This window comes from Peptoniphilus lacrimalis DSM 7455 (genome assembly GCF_000378725.1).
Classification (GTDB): Bacteria; Bacillota; Clostridia; order Tissierellales; family Peptoniphilaceae; genus Peptoniphilus_A; species Peptoniphilus_A lacrimalis.
In genome coordinates this window covers 161,017-176,558 of the sequence record NZ_KB900370.1, presented here as the reverse complement: position 1 = coordinate 176,558, position 15,542 = coordinate 161,017, and the positions used below count along the sequence as shown (strand labels likewise).

Annotated in this window: 14 protein-coding genes and 1 riboswitch; of the genes, 6 read left to right on the top strand and 8 right to left on the bottom strand. The window is 30.6% G+C overall.

Going from position 1 to position 15,542, the window contains the following annotated elements; genetic code table 11:
* Nucleotides 1–72: 72 nt before the first annotated feature.
* From F594_RS0104825 to hrcA, 5 genes are all read right to left on the bottom strand, one after another.
* Nucleotides 73–495 (bottom strand): Dps family protein, encoded by a 423-nt coding sequence (locus F594_RS0104825; protein WP_009345014.1) that lies wholly within the window; start codon nucleotides 493–495, stop codon nucleotides 73–75.
* Nucleotides 496–578: 83 nt separating this feature from the next.
* Nucleotides 579–1,706, bottom strand: a complete 1,128-nt coding sequence (gene dnaJ, locus F594_RS0104820; RefSeq protein WP_019034750.1) for a molecular chaperone DnaJ — start codon at nucleotides 1,704–1,706, stop codon at nucleotides 579–581.
* Between the two features lie 89 nt (nucleotides 1,707–1,795).
* Nucleotides 1,796–3,634: a molecular chaperone DnaK gene (gene dnaK, locus F594_RS0104815; RefSeq protein WP_019034749.1), complete on the bottom strand. Its 1,839-nt coding sequence runs from the start codon at nucleotides 3,632–3,634 to the stop codon at nucleotides 1,796–1,798.
* 13 nt (nucleotides 3,635–3,647) lie between these two features.
* Nucleotides 3,648–4,250 (bottom strand): nucleotide exchange factor GrpE, encoded by a 603-nt coding sequence (gene grpE / locus F594_RS0104810; RefSeq protein ID WP_019034748.1) that lies wholly within the window; start codon nucleotides 4,248–4,250, stop codon nucleotides 3,648–3,650.
* Nucleotides 4,250–5,275 (bottom strand): heat-inducible transcriptional repressor HrcA, encoded by a 1,026-nt coding sequence (hrcA, locus tag F594_RS0104805; RefSeq protein ID WP_009345008.1) that lies wholly within the window; start codon nucleotides 5,273–5,275, stop codon nucleotides 4,250–4,252. The genes grpE and hrcA overlap by 1 nt, the downstream gene beginning before the upstream one ends.
* A gap of 301 nt (nucleotides 5,276–5,576) precedes the next feature.
* Here hrcA and lepA point away from each other — a divergent pair, with 301 nt between their 5' ends.
* The 5 genes from lepA (at nucleotide 5,577) to alr (ending at nucleotide 13,140) form a co-directional block, all read left to right on the top strand.
* On the top strand, nucleotides 5,577–7,388 hold the full coding sequence (gene lepA, locus F594_RS0104800) for a translation elongation factor 4 (RefSeq protein ID WP_019034747.1): 1,812 nt from the start codon (nucleotides 5,577–5,579) through the stop codon (nucleotides 7,386–7,388).
* Nucleotides 7,375–8,514, top strand: a complete 1,140-nt coding sequence (gene hemW / locus F594_RS0104795; RefSeq protein WP_456107135.1) for a radical SAM family heme chaperone HemW — start codon at nucleotides 7,375–7,377, stop codon at nucleotides 8,512–8,514. Before lepA ends, hemW begins: the two co-directional genes overlap by 14 nt.
* A gap of 33 nt (nucleotides 8,515–8,547) precedes the next feature.
* Nucleotides 8,548–9,297: a nitroreductase family protein gene (locus F594_RS0104790; protein ID WP_019034745.1), complete on the top strand. Its 750-nt coding sequence runs from the start codon at nucleotides 8,548–8,550 to the stop codon at nucleotides 9,295–9,297.
* A 109-nt stretch (nucleotides 9,298–9,406) separates the two neighbouring features.
* Complete coding sequence (locus tag F594_RS0104785; RefSeq protein WP_019034744.1) at nucleotides 9,407–11,713, top strand: bifunctional dihydroorotate dehydrogenase B NAD binding subunit/NADPH-dependent glutamate synthase; 2,307 nt, start codon at nucleotides 9,407–9,409, stop codon at nucleotides 11,711–11,713.
* 260 nt (nucleotides 11,714–11,973) lie between these two features.
* Complete coding sequence (gene alr, locus F594_RS0104780; protein ID WP_019034743.1) at nucleotides 11,974–13,140, top strand: alanine racemase; 1,167 nt, start codon at nucleotides 11,974–11,976, stop codon at nucleotides 13,138–13,140.
* Nucleotides 13,141–13,200: 60 nt separating this feature from the next.
* Here alr and F594_RS0104775 read toward each other — a convergent pair whose 3' ends face one another.
* Nucleotides 13,201–13,782, bottom strand: coding sequence for a DUF3793 family protein (locus F594_RS0104775; protein ID WP_004826059.1), 582 nt, complete (start codon nucleotides 13,780–13,782; stop codon nucleotides 13,201–13,203).
* 12 nt (nucleotides 13,783–13,794) lie between these two features.
* Nucleotides 13,795–14,223 (bottom strand): flavodoxin, encoded by a 429-nt coding sequence (locus F594_RS0104770; RefSeq protein WP_009345007.1) that lies wholly within the window; start codon nucleotides 14,221–14,223, stop codon nucleotides 13,795–13,797.
* A 124-nt stretch (nucleotides 14,224–14,347) separates the two neighbouring features.
* Between F594_RS0104770 and F594_RS0104765 the strand changes: the two genes are divergently transcribed.
* Nucleotides 14,348–14,974 carry a helix-turn-helix domain-containing protein gene (locus F594_RS0104765; protein ID WP_004825910.1) on the top strand — a complete coding sequence of 209 codons (627 nt, stop codon included), beginning with the start codon at nucleotides 14,348–14,350 and terminating at the stop codon, nucleotides 14,972–14,974.
* Between the two features lie 33 nt (nucleotides 14,975–15,007).
* Here the strand turns inward: F594_RS0104765 and F594_RS0104760 are convergent, their stop codons facing one another.
* Nucleotides 15,008–15,463, bottom strand: a complete 456-nt coding sequence (locus F594_RS0104760; RefSeq protein ID WP_019034742.1) for a QueT transporter family protein — start codon at nucleotides 15,461–15,463, stop codon at nucleotides 15,008–15,010.
* A gap of 9 nt (nucleotides 15,464–15,472) precedes the next feature.
* A riboswitch (PreQ1 riboswitch) is annotated at nucleotides 15,473–15,518 on the bottom strand.
* Nucleotides 15,519–15,542 lie beyond the last annotated feature (24 nt).

Below are 15,542 nucleotides of genomic sequence, written 5' to 3'. Positions count from 1 at the left end.
AAAAACCCCATACAAGCACCTTTTCAGATACTTATATGGGGCATATTAAAATTAAAAACTTATAAAAGAAAATTAGTTTTCTTTTAACATTGATTCCATAAACCAAATTTCTTTTGCGTAGTGAGTTGAGTGGTCTTCCATCATATTAGAAAGTATGAAGCAATCAGTTTCTTCTCTTATTTCTTTTGCAAGTTTGTCCATATTCTTAATTAATTCAAGAGCTGTTTTGATAGCTTCCTTGGCATCAACAGATTTTGAAACTCTTTCTTTAACATCAGAAAGTTCTAAATATTCTTTAAGAGATGCTGGTGGAAATTGTCCATTCTTTCTTTCATATTCAGCAACATCATCAAGCATATCAAAGAATTCGTCATAAAGTCCTTCTAAATATTCATGAACTGCCTTGAAAGTGAAGCCTTCAACATTCCAGTGAAGATTGTGTAAAAGAATATTACCTACTTCTAAATTTGCTAAATATTTGTTTAATTTGTTCATTATTTTCCTCCTCTATAATAAATAATCAATTTATCCTAATTTCATTACACTTATATATTACCCTATATATAATTAAATAAACATCAATCAAAGAAATCTTTTACTTTTTCAAAGAAATTCTTTTGCTCATGCTTTATTTCCGTATCATTGTCCCTAAGTTTTTCAAGAATTTTCCTTTCTTCTTCAGAAATTTTCTTAGGAATTAAAATATTAACTGTAAAATAAAGATCTCCCTTTATATTTTTATTTACGAAAGGAACTCCTTGCCCTTTTAACTTAAAGGTTGTTCCACCTTTAGTGGCTTTTGGTATATCGTAATCTACTATTTTCTTTAAGGTAGGAACTTTTATAGTTCCGCCTAAGACTGCATCAGAATAAGTTATAGGCATATCAATAAATAAATCATTGCCACGTCTTTTGAAAATTGAATCTTCACGTACTTTTATATAAACATATATATCTCCCTTGCCGCCACCATTATCTCCAGAATTACCTTGGTTTGGAAGTGATACTATATTTCCATTATCAACACCTGCAGGAATTTTTACATTTATCTTCTTAGAATTTAATATTTTACCCTTGCCCTTACATTTTGTACAAGCTTTCTCAATAATTTCTCCGCTACCGTGGCACTTATCACAGATTGTTGTTCTGACAATTCTTCCAAAGGCAGAGGCAGTTTCTACTCTTATTTGTCCCTCGCCATGACATTTATCGCAAGTATTTTTACTTGTACCTGGCTCAGCTTTTTGACCATGACATTTTGGGCAATCATCTGTTACCTTAACATTAATTTCTTTTTGACAACCAAATACAGCCTCAAAGAAATCTAGGGTAATTTCTACATTTATATCTGTACCCTTTTGTGGATAATTTTTACTTCTCTTATATGATGAAGATGAGAAACCTCCACCACTTCCAAATATATCGAAGATATCATCAAAAATATCAGAAAATCCTCCAAATCCACCTCCAGAAGTGGAATAATTTCCCTTTAAGCCTTCTTCTCCATAGGTATCATATATTTGTCTTTTTTCATCATCAGACAAAACTTCATAAGCATAATTAATTTCTTTAAATTTTTCTTCAGCCTCTTTATCTCCAGGATTAAGGTCCGGGTGATATTTTTTTGCCATTTTTTTATAGGAGCTTTTTAATTCTTCCTTTGTTACATTTTCTGTGACATCAAGGATTTCATAAAAATTTCTCATCACTCACCTCGCTAGAAATATAATAAAATACAACAAAAAATTAAAGTTGCAAGTTTCCCTGCAACTTTATTTTTATTAAATTTTATAAATTATTTATTTGAATCTTCTTCGTCATCTACAACTTCATAATCAGCATCTACAACATCATCGTCTGATTTTTGTCCTTGTGGATTTTCTCCTTGTCCTTTATTTGCATTATCCTTATAGATCTTTTCAGATACACTATAGAAAGCTTGTGTTAAGTCTTCAGTTTTCTTCTTAATATCTTCTAAATTATCAGAATCCTTAACAGATTTCAAAGCTTCAACAGCATCTTCAATCTTCTTCTTTTCGTCTTCAGAAATTTTTCCTTCGACATCTTTTAAAGTTGATTCAGATTGATAAATAATTGAATCTGCATTATTTCTAGCTTCAATTAAATTCTTATTCTTTTCATCTTCCTTGGCATACATTTCAGCTTCTTTAACTTTCTTATCTATTTCTTCATCAGTTAAGTTTGAAGATGAAGTTATGGTGATGTGTTGTTCTTTTCCTGTACCTAAATCTTTAGCAGAAACATTAACTATACCATTTGCATCTATATCAAAAGTAACTTCAATTTGTGGAACTCCACGTCTTGCTGGAGCTATTCCATCAAGATTAAATCTTCCTAAAGTTACATTGTCTTTTGCCATTTGTCTTTCACCTTGAAGAACGTGAATTTCAACTGAAGTTTGATTGTCAGCAGCAGTTGTAAATATTTGTGATTTTTTAGTAGGAATTGTTGTATTTCTTTCAATCAATCTTGTAGTAATATTACCCATAGTTTCAATTCCTAGAGAAAGTGGTGTTACATCAAGAAGAAGAAGATCTTTAACATCTCCAGATAAAACTCCACCTTGAATAGCTGCACCTAAAGCAACACATTCATCAGGATTGATATCTTTTTGTGGATTCTTTCCTATTAATCTTTTTATACATTCTTGAACTGCAGGGATTCTTGTAGAACCACCAACTAATAAAACTTTATCTATATCTGAAGCTGAAAGACCAGCATCTTTAAGAGCATTTGTTACAGGATCTTCAGTTTTCTTTACAAGATCACTTGTAAGTTCATCAAACTTAGCTCTTGTAATATCCATATTTAAGTGAAGTGGACCAGAAGCTGTTGCAGTGATGAAAGGTAAATTAATGTTGGAAGTCATTCTTGAAGAAAGTTCCTTTTTAGCTTTTTCTGCTGCTTCTTTTAATCTTTGAAGACTCATCTTGTCATCTCTTAAGTCAATAGAATTTTCTTTTTTAAATTCTTCTGCTATATAATCAATAAGTCTGTTATCGAAGTCATCTCCACCAAGTCTGTTGTTACCTCTTGTAGCACGAACTTCGAAAACTCCGTCAGAAAGTTCTAGAATAGAAACATCAAATGTTCCTCCACCAAGGTCATAAACCATAATTGTTTGAGATTCTCCATCCTTATCCATACCATAAGCAAGAGATGCTGCAGTAGGTTCGTTTACAATTCTTTTAACATTTAAACCTGCAATTTTACCTGCATCCTTTGTTGCTTGTCTTTGAGCATCAGTAAAGTAAGCTGGAACTGTAATTACTGCATCTGTAATTTTTTCTCCCAAATAAGATTCTGCATCAGATTTTAATTTTTGTAATATCATTGCAGATATATCTTGTGGAGTATAAGTCTTATCATCAATTGTGATCTTGTGGTCAGTACCCATTTCTCTTTTTATAGATGAAACAGTTCTATCAGGATTTGTAATTGCTTGACGCTTTGCAGTTTCACCAACAAGTCTTTCACCGTCTTTTGTAAAAGCAACTACTGAAGGTGTTGTTCTATTTCCTTCAATATTTGGTATTATAATCGGTGAGCCACCTTCCATAACAGCTACTGCTGAATTTGTTGTACCTAAGTCTATTCCTATAATTTTACTCATAATATATTCCTCCTTATTCAGAAACCTTAACCATTGCAGGTCTTAGCACTTTATCATTTATTAAATAACCTTTTTGAAAAACTTCTGTTACTATACCCTCATCATATTCGTCAGATTTTTCTGTCATGACTGCATGATGAAAGTTTGGATCAAATTTCTTACCTTTTGCATCCATTTCTACAATATTATTTGCCTTTAGAGCATCAATGAGTTGGTCTTTAATAAGGCAGATTCCCTCAAAAAAACCATCATGATCTGTTTGGGCATCCATTGACCTTTCAAAATTATCTATAACAGGCAAAATTGAATTTGCAAGTTTTGTAATTCCAAGGTCTACATATTGAGCCTTTTCTTTTTCTGTTCTCCTTCTAAAATTTACAAAATCTGCTTGAAGTCGCATAAACTTATCTGTCAAATTTTGTAACTTATCATCACCTTTTTCTTTTTCCTCTTCTACTTCTATTTCAGCTTCTTCCTCTTTAAAACTTTCTTCTAAATCTTCGGAAAAATCCTTATCTTCTTCATTGATATAATCTTCGTCTTTTATATTTTCTTCATTTTTTATATTCTTATCAAAGATATTTTCATCCTCTTTTTTCTTATTTTTATCCACCATTACATTCCCTCCAGTACCTTTTCAACGGCATTTTTAAAAATACTAACAGTTTTGATAAGTTTTTTATAATCCATCCTAGCTGGGCCAATAAGACCCAAAGAACCATTTAAATTATTTGAATTAACAAAAACAGCTCTTATAATAGAATTATTTTTCATCAAATCCGCTTTATTTTCATCTCCAATAAGAACATCCAAATTTTTGGAAAAGTTCTTGTTTGAAAGAATCTCCATAAGAGAATCTCTATCTTCAATAAAACTCATAAATTCTTGAGCTTTTTTGGGGTCTTTGTATTCTTCAAAATTAAAGATATTTGTAAGACCGTCATAATATAATTCAATGGCACTTACTTTGTTATTAAAGCCCTTAAGTCTTTTAAAAATCTCAGCTATTAAATACTTATAAGAAACCATTGGACCCTTTAAAGTAATATTAACCTGGTCAATTTTATTAAAATCAATCCCACTAACTTCCTTAGAAATAATATTTTCAATCTGTTCTAATTCATCTTCATTTATATCCTCATAAAGTTCAATGAAATGCCTTTCGACTACTCCTTTATTTCCTATAATCAATAGGAGTATAAGATTAGATTCGATTTTCATAAGTGTTATTCTTTTTATAGTGGTGTCAGCCTTTTGCGGAGCCACAATATAAGCAGTGCAATTTGAAAAATCAGCTAAGATTTTAGCAACAGATTTAAAAATTCCTCCACTATCTATTGTTTCTTGCAAAATCCTATCTTTTACTTGACTAATAATTTCTTTATCATAAATAATTTTCCCTGATGAAAAAACTTCATCAACAAAAAATCTATAGGCTTTATAGGATGGAATTCTTCCTGCAGATTGATGAGGCTTGTTGAGATAGCCCAAATCTTCAAGATCTGCCATTTCATTACGAATTGTTGCAGAGGAAATGCCCAGCTCATAATCTTTTGACAAAGTCCTCGAACCAACTGGTATAGGATCAACTATATATGAACTTATTATGGCATTTAAAATTTCAACTTTTCTCCTGTCCATAATTCCCTCCTTTGTTAGCAGTCATTCTTATTGAGTGCTAACCATCTGTATATATAGTACGATAAATATTTGTTATTGTCAAGAAAAATTTAAAAAATCACCAAATTTACATAATTATTTTATGAGCATATTTTTTGCATGCCTGTAGGATTTTGTTTCAAATTAATAAAAATAATTTTAAATCTCAAAAATAAAGGAAAATTAAGCCAATATTTTAACTTCTTGCCTTTTATGATAAAATTTAAGTAATTATTAATAAGTAGATGAAAATTTTTATTTATAGTTTATAGATGAGGTGTACATGAGAAATCAAAAAAACATTAGAAATTTTTGTATAATTGCACATATTGACCACGGAAAATCTACTCTTGCCGATAGGATGATAGAGTCTACCGGTATGCTGACAAAAAGAGAAATGGAAGAACAAGTTCTTGACTCAATGGATTTGGAACGTGAAAGAGGTATCACAATTAAGTTAAAAGCTTTCAGGCTAATTTATAAAGATGATAGAGATGGAAAAGAATATATTTTAAATTTAATAGATACTCCTGGCCATGTGGATTTTAATTATGAAGTTTCAAGGTCTTTAGCGGCTTGTGAGGGAGCTGTTGTAGTGGTAGATTCCACCCAAGGAGTTGAAGCTCAAACTCTTGCCAACGTATATTTAGCAATTGACCAAGACTTAGAGCTTTTACCTGTATTAAATAAAATAGATCTGCCTTCAGCCCATCCTTTAGAAGTAAAAAAAGAAATTGAAGATATTATAGGAATTGATGCCCAAGATGCACCACTTATTTCTGCAAAAAATGGAATTGGAATTGATGAAGTTTTGCATGGTATTGTAGATAATTTCCCACCACCAAGTGGAGATGAAAACAAACCACTTAAAGCTTTGATCTTTGATTCAATTTATGACTCATATAGAGGTGTAGTTTGCCAAGTAAGAATTGTGGACGGGAAAGTCAGAGCAGGCGATCAAATTCTAATGATGGCTACAGGAAAAATTTTTGAAGTTGTTGAAGTTGGTTTTACCGCTAATGGTCATATACCCTCCGATGAACTTTCGGCTGGTGATGTAGGTTTTATTTGTGCTTCAATAAAAGTTGTAGGTGATGCACGAGTTGGCGATACGATTACTTCTGTAAAAAATCCATGCAAGGAAGCCTTGCCTGGATATAAAAAAGTTGTTCCTATGGTTTTTTGTGGGATTTATCCAGGAGAAGGTGAAGAGTATTCATCAGTTCGTGATGCCCTTGAAAAGTTACAAGTCAATGATGCTTCTTTAGTTTTTGAAAAGGAAACTTCAAAAGCCTTGGGTTATGGATTTAGATGTGGTTTTTTAGGTCTTCTTCATATGGATATTATTCAAGAAAGATTGGAAAGAGAATTCGACCTAAATATTGTAACCACTTCACCATCAGTAATATATAAAATTGAAAAAACAGATGGAGAAATTTTAGATATTCAAAATCCAACAAATTTGCCTGAGCCTACAGAAATAGATAAGATGGAAGAACCTATTGTTAGGGCAGAAATAATGTGTCCAACAGATTATGTAGGTCCTGTTATGGATCTTTGTCAAAACAGACGTGGCATTTTTATTGACATGACTTATTTAGAAGAAACAAGAACTCTTATTAAATATGACCTTCCTCTAAATGAAGTTATATATGATTTCTTCGATGCCTTAAAATCAAAGACTAGAGGTTATGCTTCTTATGATTACGAGCTTACAGGATACAAAGAATCAAGTCTAGTTAAACTGGATATTTTAATTAATGGTGAACTTGTAGATGCCTTTTCAATGATCGTTCACGAAGCTAGTGCCTACAATCGTGCAAGAAAAATTTGTGAAAAGCTTAAGGATGTAATTCCAAGACAACAATTTGCCATCCCAATTCAAGCTGCAATAGGCACAAAAGTTATAGCTAGAGAAACAATAAAGGCTCTTCGTAAAGATGTACTTGCCAAGTGCTATGGTGGAGATATCTCAAGAAAGAGAAAACTTCTTGAAAAACAAAAAGAAGGTAAGAAAAGAATGCGTCAAGTAGGAAATGTTGAAATACCACAAGATGCCTTCTTGGCGGTGTTAAAATATGATGAAGAAAAATAAAATATCTATATATATTCACATACCTTTTTGTAGGAGCAGATGTCATTATTGCGACTTCTGCTCTTCTGTTATAGATGAAAAACAAGTAGAAAAATACATTAAATATCTAAAAAAAGAAATACATTTATATAAAGATATACTTGAAGGTAGAGAAATTTCTACAATATTTATAGGAGGAGGAACTCCATCTTCAATTGATGAAATTTTCATAGGACAAATATTAGAAGAATTTAAAAATTTTAACTTTTCTAAAGACATCGAAATAACAATAGAGGCAAATCCAAACTCAATATCCTTAGAAAAACTGAAAAAATATAGAAATTTTAATATAAATAGGATTTCAATCGGTGCACAATCATTCAATAATAAAATTTTAAAAACAATAGGAAGAATTCATAATAAAGAAGAAATTTTTAAAACAGTGGAAAAAATTAAAGAAGCTGGATTTACAAATTTTAATATAGATTTAATGCTTGCCCTGCCCTACCAAACTTTAAAAGATATAGAAGAATCTGTAGAAATTTTAAAAATATTAAATCCAAATCATATTTCATATTATTCGCTGATAATTGAAGATAATACTAATATCAAAAAATTATATGATAAAAATTCATCTCTATTCCCATCAGAAGATATGGATAGAAAGATGTATCATTACCTTGTAGATAACTTAGAAAAAATTGGTTATAACCAATATGAAATTTCTAATTTTGCAAAGAAATCTTTTGAATGCAAGCACAACTTATCCTACTGGACACTTAAAGACTATTTAGGTTTTGGACTCTCCGCTTCGTCTAATCTTCGTGACAAAAGATTTACAAATACTTGCTCTTTTTCTTCTTATTATAAGTCCTTGGATAAGGAAAAAAAGCCTATAGATTTTTCTGAAATCCTAAGTAAAAAAGATAGGATGAACGAATTTTCTATTATGGGAATAAGGCTAAATTCAGGAATTGATACCAAAAATTTCGAAGAGATTTTTTCAACTAATTTTTTTAAATATTATGAAAAAGAAATTGATAAGCATATAAAAGATGGTCTTATAGAAGTTAAGGAGGAAAAAATATGCCTAAGTAAAAAAGGCAGGGACCTTTCAAACATTGTAGAAGTTGATTTTATAAAATAAAATCTTAATTAAAATTATTAAAAGGAGTAAATTATGAATGAAACTATAAATTTATTAATGAAGCACAGAACAATAAGAAAATTTACTAAAGATAAAATAAGAGATGAAGATTTAAAAATGATGCTTGAAGCCTCTAATCGTGCACCTTCAGCCAATGGGTTACAAAAATATTCAATAATTCATGTTACAGATAAAAATATAAAAGATAAGCTCTCACAAATAGGCAAACAATCTTATATGAAAGATACCACAGAACTTTTTATTTTTATAGCTGACCTTTTCAGAAATGCACAAATTGCAAAAGAAAAAGGAGAAAATGAGTCTTTATTTACTTCCTTTGAAATGCTTTTTCAATCTATCGGTGATTGTTATATAGCTTGTCAAAATTTAGTTGTGGCTGCTGAATCTTTAGGATACGGCACTAATTACTTTGGAAATATTTTTAACGACATAGACAAGGTCATAGAAATTTTAAAATTACCCAAACTCACTTTTCCTGTAATAGCCTTAGGCATTGGCATAATAGACCAAAATCCACAAGTTAAACCAAGGATGAATTTAGAAAATAAGGTATTCGATAATTCTTATAAGATTTATGATGACTATTTGGAAACTTTTAAAGAATATGATAATATTATGCAAACTTATTATGATTTAAGAGATGCTAATAGAAGAGTTGATTCCTATACCAATCAAGTAATTACCCAAGCTAAAAAAAGTTTTATTGAAAGAAAAGATATCTTAAAATCCATCGAAAAGCAAGGATTCATACTGAGTAAATAATTGATATATGCTTAATTTGTTATCTAAGTAATAAATTAAAACTTAGCTTTCTTTTTTATGTTTTTATTATGTGGAATATGCTATAATTTAATTGATGGAGGGAGTAAGATTGAATAAGATAGTTGAAAAAAAAGAATTGGCGCCAAATATATTTTCACTTGATATATATGCGCCAAGGGTCGCTGCATCAGCGCTGCCCGGTCAATTTGTAATAGTTATTGCTGATGAATATTCTGAAAGAATACCTTTAACAATTTCTGATTATGATTTAGAAAAAGGTACAGTTCAAATTGTAGTGCAAGCTTCAGGTCAATCTACAAAGAAGATATGCAAACTCAATAAGGGTGATTACTTAAAAGATTTTGTGGGTCCACTGGGAAGACCTTCAGAATTTTGCAATATGGATTTAGATACACTAAAAAATAAAAAATATCTTTTTGTTGCAGGTGGGGTTGGAACAGCTCCAGTATATCCTCAAGCGAGATTTTTCAAAGAACATGGACTTCATTGTGACATAATTCTTGGTGCAAAAAATAAAGAATTTGTTATTCTTGAAGAAAAATTAAAGTCTGTCTGTGATAATCTTTATATTTGTACAGATGATGGTTCTTATGAATTTAAGGGAATGGTTACAGCTAGGCTTGATGATCTTTATGAAAATCAAGGGAAAAAATATGACCAATGTGTATGTATCGGACCAATGATAATGATGAAATTTGTCTGTCTTACTACTAAAAAATATAATCTTCCCACTATCGTTTCATTAAATCCTATTATGGTTGATGGAACTGGCATGTGCGGAGCTTGCCGTTGCCTTGTTGACGGAAAAACAAAATTTGCTTGCGTTGATGGTCCTGAATTTGATGGCCATCTAGTTGATTGGGACAGTGCAATGTCAAGATCAAAGCAATATATAGATAATTTCAAGACAAAAGAACTTTCTGAACACAAAAATAATTTAGATGGGCTTAATGTTACAGATGCAAATTTAGAAAATAAAAAAATAAATGATGTTAAGATAGAAAAAGCAAAAGATAGGTGGAAAAGAACACCAATAGCTGAACAAGATCCAAATGTTAGAAATAAAAACTTTGATGAAGTTTGCTTGGGATATACTCCACAAGAAGCTGTGGTTGAAGCAAGCAGATGTTTAAATTGTAAGGTTCCTGGTTGCGTTAAGGGATGTCCTGTTTCTATCGACATACCAGGATTTATTAAAGAAATTGCCAATGCTAATTTCGAACAATCAGCTAAGGTTTTATCAATGTATACTGCTCTTCCAGCAGTTTGCGGTAGAGTTTGTCCTCAAGAATCTCAATGTGAAAAAGGTTGTGTCCTAGCAAAAAAAGGTGATGCTGTTTCAATTGGAAAACTAGAAAGATTTGCAGCAGACTATGCTAGAGAAAACAATGTTAAACTAAATCAAAGCTTAAAGAAACTTGACAAAAAAGTTGCAATTATTGGTGCAGGTCCTGCCGGACTTACATGTGCTGGCGAACTTGCTAAAATGGGCTATCAAGTAACAATCTTTGAAGCTTTACAAAAAAGTGGCGGTGTACTTGTCTATGGTATCCCTGAATTTAGACTTCCCAAAAAAATAGTTGAAGCAGAAGTTGAAAATATAAAAAATTTGGGAGTAAAAATTGAAAATGATGTTATAGTTGGAAGAACTGTTACTATAGATTCTTTAATAGATGAAGGCTTTGAAGCTATATTTATAGGTTCAGGTGCAGGTCTACCAAGATTTATGGGAATACCTGGAGAAAATCTTAATGGAGTTTACTCAGCCAATGAATTTTTAACAAGAAATAATTTAATGAAATCTTTTGACAAAGAATATGATACTCCTGTAAATGTTGGAGAAAAAATTGCAGTAATAGGTGGCGGTAATGTTGCAATGGATGCTGCAAGAGTTGCAAAAAGACTCGGTGGAGATGTTTCAATTCTTTACAGAAGAACTGAAAAAGAACTTCCAGCAAGAATTGAAGAAGTCGGCCATGCTAAAGAAGAAGGCATTGATTTTCAAATGCTTACTGCTCCAACTGAAATAATTGCTGATGAAAAAGGTTGGGTAAAATCTCTAAAATGTGTAAGAAACGAATTGGGAGAACCTGATGCATCAGGAAGAAGAAGTCCTGTCCCAATAGAAGGTTCAGAGTTTTTAGCAGATTTTCAAACTGTAATAATGGCTTTAGGAACAAGCCCTAATCCATTAATTGCTCATACTACTAAAAATTTAGAAATAAATAAAAAAGGTGGTATTGTTATAAACGAAGAGGCAGTTACAAGTCGTGAAAATATATTTGCAGGTGGAGATGCCGTAACTGGATCAGCTACAGTAATTCTTGCCATGGGCGCAGGAAAAAAAGCTGCAAAATCTATTGATGAATATTTAAGAAATCAAACTGAAAAATAAAAAATTAATCTAGCTTATTTAAGTAAACCTCAAAATCCGCTATAAAGATTTTGGGGTTTTTTGATGGCAAAATATAAAAAATTTAAAGTAAAGGTAATTTTGCATACTTATAAAAAATAAGAAAACATACAATCATTAAAAAATATAATGTTTCTTAAAAAATATCAAAAGACTTTATAAATAAGCCTAAATATTTTTCAAATATTTTTTATTTAAAGGCTTTTTCCCCTATGATATAATATTCTAAAGGGGGAAAGAATATGTATAAAAATCCCACGAGAAGTGCTTGGGTAGAGGTTAACTTAGATAATTATATAAGTAATTTAAAATATATTAAATCAATTATAAATAAAAATAGCAAAATTATGTGCGTCATTAAAAGTGACGGTTATAGAGCAGGGGCTTTAGAACTAACTGAAGCTTCGGTAAAATTTGGAATAAATTATTTTGGAGTAGCAACTCTTAGTGAAGGTATTTCTCTGAGAAAACATTTTAAAGATATTAATATCTTGATACTGGGTTATACTCCTTCCTATCTTTTAGAAGACTTGTGTAAGTATGATATAATGCCTAATATTTATTCATACGATAATTGTAAAGACTATAACGAAATATGTAAGAAATATGGAAAAGTTGGAAAAATTCACTTGTCCATTGATACAGGCATGAATAGAGTCGGTTTTATTCCTGGAAAGGAAGCTTTTTTTGATATTATAAAAATTTCAAAACTTTCCAACATCAAAATTGATGGAGTTTTTTCACATTTTGCTAAAGCTGATGTAGATGAAGATTTCACAAAAAAACAATTTGACACATTCACATCTTTCACTAAAGAAATCGAAAATGCAGGAGTAAATTTAGGTTTAAAACATATATCAAACTCTGCCTCTATTTTAAAACACCGAGAATATGATCTTGATATGGTTAGACCAGGTGCTATAATGCACGGTTTATATAAAGGATTTTTTAAGGATGAAAAACTCCCTTTAAAAAAAGATTTGCAAGTTTTTGCAATGATTGCCAATATAAAAACTATTAAAAAAGGTCAAGGAGTAAGTTACGGTCACAAATATATAGCTACAAAAGATACAAAAGTTGTAACCATACCTCTTGGATATGCAGACGGATTTCCTAGAATCTTATCAGGCAAGTTCAGTGTCCTTATCGGTGGAAAAAAATGCCCACAAATTGGTAATATATGCATGGACCAGTTTATGGTAGATGCTACAGGTATTGATTGTAAAATTGATGATGTAGCTGTTTTATTGGGAAAAGATGGTGATGAGGAGATAAGTGCTTTTGATTTATGTCAGCTTACAGGAGATATTGAACTTTCCTTTATAGACCACTTAAATTACAGAATGCCTATAACATTTATTGAGAACAACAAAATTAAATGCCACAGAGATTTGGTTAGAGATTTATAAAAAATTATATTATAATAATTAAATTAATAAATAAAAAAATAGTGAACTTTTATGTTTATCTTACATAGAACTCACTATTTTTTTTATTTCTTCATATTTTACCTTGTCATATCTTGCAAAAGCTTTTTTGGAACTTTCAATATTATTAAAGCACTTCCAATATCCTACACATTTGCAATTTTTTTTGTCTTTATTTTTAAAATCAATTACATCTTTTAGGGGATAGCCTAAAAATATTCCGATTTCATCAGGACAAGCCCCTGTGAATCTTTCCTGTAATTTTTCTAAGTAATCTCCAATTTTTTTACAATCTTCATAGCCCAAAGGACTAAGAAAATTAATGATCTTTTTTTCTTGTAACTTTTTCAAAAGCCTTTTTGCCTTATAAAAATATACTAAAACACTCTCATCACTTGAGCGCAATACGCAAAAATCTATGTCAAGTTTTTCCTTTATAGAATCCTTATAAAGTAAAAAATAATCCCTTGTAGGTCTTTTACCGTTCCTCAAATTTAACATTGTCCCCAGCTTCAAGTTTTTTGAAGTGGGGGCAATTTGTGCTTGTAAAATTGCTACAAGATATTCAAAATCATCAAATTTTTTGATATGTTTGTAAAAATCTATAACAAATTTTTTATACATTGATAGAATTAATTAAGCGTTAGCTAATTCCTTTCCTAAAGCTTCACATTCTTCAAGAGCATCTTCATCTGGATCATCATAAGCAGCAAAACCATCAGCTATTAAATTAGCTCCAGTTCCTTCAACTTCTTCTTGCCAAAGTCTCATCCATTCACCGTCAGCCCATTCATAAGAACCGAATAATAAAACTTTTTTACCTGATAATAAAGAATTTACATTATCCATAAATGGTCTCATTTCAGTTTCTTCTAGTTCTTCAGAACCCATAGCTGGGCAACCGAATGCTATATTTTCAACTTCCTTTACATCGTCTTCAGTTGCTTGACCAACAGGAATTAATTTAACTTCTGCTCCTGCTCCTTCAGCTCCCTTAACAATTGCATTAGCCATAGCTTCAGTATGACCAGTTCCTGACCAATAAATTACATTTACTTTGCTCATTTTTTCATCCTCCATTTATTTAACTTTTTTTGATATTGACTATCAATCTCATACCTATTATAATATAAGTATAGTCAATAAATTATAAAAAATTAATATAATATCTTTAAAAAAGGAGTATGAAATGATAAATCATTTAAATATTGCTAAGAATTTAAAGTCTAATTCAATAAATATGGCTTTAGATATTTATGAGTCTAACATAAAAGACTTTAAACGCTCTGCTAAAGAACTTAAATTATACTTATCTAAACTTAATATGTTTCTATACACATATTTTCTTGTTCAATATAATAAGGACCTTGAAAGCTATGCACTAAAATGTTCAAAATTATTTACCAAGGAAAATAGTCCTGAAAAACTTCGTGCAATAGGAGAAAAAATGCTTATAGGATACTCTAACAATTTCTCCTTAGCTTTAAAAGAAAATGACCATGAACTTGTAGAAATCGCCTTAGAATATATAAATAAAAATTATACAAAAAAAATTACTCTTCAATCAGTTGCCTCAAAATTACATATCTCAAGAAATTACCTATGCCATTTGTTTAAAATTAAAACAGGTTATAAATTTTGCGAGTATATTAATTTACAAAGGGTAAACAAAGCAAAGGCTTTAATAGAAGAAGATAAGAAAACTTTTGAATTTATTTCATTTGATTGCGGATTTTCTTCTCAATCTCACTTCTCTACAACTTTCAAAAAGTATGTAGGCTTAACTCCTAATGAATATAAAAAACAGGCCCTATAATAGGACCTGTGGCAAGCTTAGGCTTGCTTTTTTTTATGCTCTTTTTATAATATCTTTAAGATTTGTATGCTCAATAATATAAACTGAAAGGCAAGTTATTACAAATGTTGGCAGTCCAACTGTTAGAACTGTTAAAAAATACGGTGTTCCTGCTGTATAATATAATTCTAGAGATACAAGTATGCCTGATGCAAGTGCAAAAATAAATGAGTTAATATAATTATTTTCGATGTACTTGCTAAAAATATAAGTTATAATGGCACATGCTCCCCCCACAGCCATATCTACTAATCCTAGTGGTGAATATAAGTTTGCTAAAGCTCCACCTATAATAAGGGCAGGTACAAACTTGCGATTAAAAAATGGTATAACTGAAAGTGCTTCAGCTACACGAAATTGAATAGCCATAAATCCTATAGGGTTTATATTTACTGCTAAAATATAAACTGCAATTAATATAGCATTTTTGGCTAAGTCTTTGACTTTCATATTAAATTGTCCTCCTTAGTTTTTTTTAGTTGGGATGGTTTCGAACCAACATCAAAGATTTTAGCAGAAATTAATATAT